The organism is uncultured Campylobacter sp. (assembly GCF_937997535.1).
Classification (GTDB): domain Bacteria; phylum Campylobacterota; class Campylobacteria; order Campylobacterales; family Campylobacteraceae; genus Campylobacter_B.
Window position 1 is genome coordinate 1 of record NZ_CALKTT010000100.1, and the last position, 3002, is coordinate 3002.

The window sequence follows — 3002 nt, forward strand, 5'->3', positions numbered from 1 at the left end:
ATTGATCGCAATTAGAAAAAATATTCCGGAATATGCCCAAAATGCCCATTTTTTGCTTTTAAAAAACGAAGCAAACATCAACGCTCCTTCGGATTTAAGATCGCCGTAAATAGATGCTCGCGAAGTATCCTTGCAGCTTCCTGCACGTCCGCGCTTTTTACTGCGTTCACGCTTGAGGCGTAGCTTTTTTCATCGTAGAGCGGATAGCCGTAAAGCGCGTTTGCAGCGATGTTGCCGAGCCAAAAATCATTCGTCTGCGCAGCTCTTTTGGTCGATAAAATTTGCGCTTTTTTGAAATTTGCCAGTTCGTTATCTTTCGCGCCCGAGTTTTCGATCTGTTTTAAAATTTCGCGCACCTCCGCAACGACTGCGGCGGTGTTTTTCGGCTCGCACGAAAAGGAGACGTTCAAGCTCGCGGCGATATGCGGGAACTGCACGTACGAGCTTCTTACGAGCGCCGAGTAAATTTGCCCGCGCGCCTCTCTGATCTGCTCGACGATGCGCGTATCGACCACGCTTCTTAGAGCTTGAAATTTATATGTGTTCGCAAAGTCGAAATTCCCGGGCTCGTAGTTTAAAAAGATCATCTGCACTTCGCTTTTATCGCTATCGCCGTAGTTTTGCTCAAGCGTACCGTTTGCGGTTTTAAGCGCTGAAATTTTAGGCGCGGCGCCCCCTTTGGAAGGCTTTAAATTTCCCACGTATTTGGCCAAAATTTCCTTCGCGGCTTTCGGATCAAAATCGCCGCTAAGTATGAAGATAAAATCCCCCGCACCCGATAGAATTTCATCTGCATCCTTTTGAAACTCACTTAAATTTGCGCTTTTTACGTCGCTAGCGCTTAGGGGCAGCTTTTGAGAAAGCCCCTCAGCGTAGAGCGATTTTAAAATTTGCTCGCTAAATTTAAACTGCGCCGTCTCGTCGCGCAGCGCTATCGCCGAGAGTGCGTCGGTTTGGTATTTCACAAACGCGGATTCGTGGATTAGCGGCTCGCTAAATCTCGCGTATAGCTCGCGCGCCATAGCCTGTAGATCTTTGCTCGCGCTGCTTCCTCTAAAGCCGCTGGTGGAATCGTCCATTCTAAATTTAAGCGCGTAATCGAACTTCGCTGTCAGGCGTTTGGCTTCATATTCGTTGAGGCTGCCGATCGTGCCGGAGTTTAGCAGCGAGGTTAAAATTTCGCCCCTTGCCCTACCGAGATTTGCGTAGCCTCCGCGCCTAACCGCTACGATTTTGACTCGATTTTTTTCGCTTTTAAGAGGCTTTAAAATGACCTTTGCGCCGTTAGGAAATTCTAAAATTTCAGTGCCGCTGCTGCCCTTTTTCGCGCTAAATTTCGCAGGGTTTAAATTTGCGCCCGCAAGCTCCTTTTTGCCGAGCGACGCGCCGCTGAAATCAAACGGGGCGGCGTCTGCGTAGAGTTTATTTACATCGGCCTCGCTAAGACCTAAATTTTTAGTAGAAATAAGCTCGGTAAAGTGCGCGCCGTCCGTGATCCGCACGAAAAATTCATTCACGTCCTTAAGCGTAATCTCGTCTAAAATTTTAAGGCTTAGATCGTGCTCGTCTTTTTTGCTGAGCTTAAAATTTCCGTTTTGCACGTAGTCCAGGATCGCGTCCACCTGCGAACTTTGCGTATCGTTTTTCAGCAGGTCCGCTTCGACGCTATTTTTAAGCCTCTCCTTTACGCTTTCAAAATCCTCGGCGGGAAATCCGTGCTCGCGCACCCCTTTGATCGCGCTAAAAAGGCTGCTAAGCGTCGCGTTGGTATCAAAGTCGAAAATATTGGCGCTTAGGCTGTAGAGTCTGCGGCTTTTAAACAGATCGTCCGAGCCGAAATAGGCTTTAAGCGGCGTTTTTGAATTTACGTTCATCGCGTCGTAACCTAGGCTCATCAGGCTTGCGACATAGACTTGCAGCCAAGCGTTTTTAAGCGCACCCACGGTGGAAAGCGGCTCGTATTTGCCCGCGTAGAGCACGCTGGCGACATTGGTGCCGAGTTCGGTTTCGTAGATATTTGAAAAGCCCGCTTCAAAGGGGCGCAGGCGCAGATCTCGCGGTATGCGCTCGCCTTTTGGCTTAAGAGAGCCGAAATGCCCCTCTATCAGCGCCTTTATCTTGTCCACGTCCACGTCGCCCACGACGATTACGCTGATAGCGCTCGGAAGATAGTTGCGCGCGTAGAATTTCTTTAGCTGCTCACTCGTAGCGCCCGAGATTATTTCGTTTTTGCCGATCGGAAAGCGCCTTGCAAAGATGGAGTCCGGATACAGATAAGCGGCGCGTTTTTCGTAAAAGCGCCTTTCGAAGTCTTTTTTGGCTTCCTCTAGGATGACGCCCTTTTCCTTTTGCGTCTCGTTCTCGTCAAATTTAACGCCGCCCGCGTAATCTTGCAGCACCAAAAATACGTCCTTTAGCGTCTCGTCATTAACCTGGGCTTGGATATTATAGGTGGTGTTTTCAAAACCCGTTTGCGCGTTTAGATCGGCGCCGAATTTTACTCCCAGGCGCTGCAAGGTATGAACTAGCTCGTTTTTATCGAAGTGCTCGCTGCCGTTGAAAGCCATATGCTCGACGAAGTGCGCAAGCCCCTGCTCGTCGTCATTTTCATCGACGCTGCCCGCGGCTACATCGAGGTAAAAAAGCGCGCTTTTTTTCGGTACGTCGTTTTTGAGGATATAAAATTTCACGCCGTTTGCCAGCTCGCCGTGTACAACGCTAGGATCGAGCTTAAGCGGCGCATCCGGGTTAGCGTCTGCGGAGTAAAGGCTCAAAGAGCAAAGCAGGGTGGCGATAAAAAATATAAGCTTTTTCATAATTGTCCTTGGATTTAAAAACTTGTGATTGTAACAAAAGCTAGTTTAAAGTATGATTTTGCGAGCTTTGTTATGGATGGAATTTTGCCAAGGATTTGGGATTTTACTTGCAGAATTGAGAGGAATGGAATTTTTGGAATTTTTGGAATTTTTGGAATTTTTGGAATTTTTGGAATTTTTGGAATT

The 3002-nt window shown here is 48.1% G+C and carries 1 protein-coding gene; it reads right to left on the bottom strand.

What is annotated here, in order from left to right; all coding sequences use genetic code 11:
- Positions 1 to 77: 77 nt before the first annotated feature.
- The gene (locus tag Q0117_RS09990; RefSeq protein ID WP_297926222.1) at positions 78 to 2816 is read right to left on the bottom strand and encodes a M16 family metallopeptidase; all 2739 of its coding nucleotides are present in this window, start codon (positions 2814 to 2816) and stop codon (positions 78 to 80) included.
- Between the last annotated feature and the right edge of the window lie 186 nt (positions 2817 to 3002).

Bases quoted from the DNA above. Each gene is read 5' to 3' on its own strand.
- Q0117_RS09990 (WP_297926222.1), bottom strand. From the start codon at position 2,816: ATGAAAAAGCTTATATTTTTTATCGCCACCCTGCTTTGCTCTTTGAGC.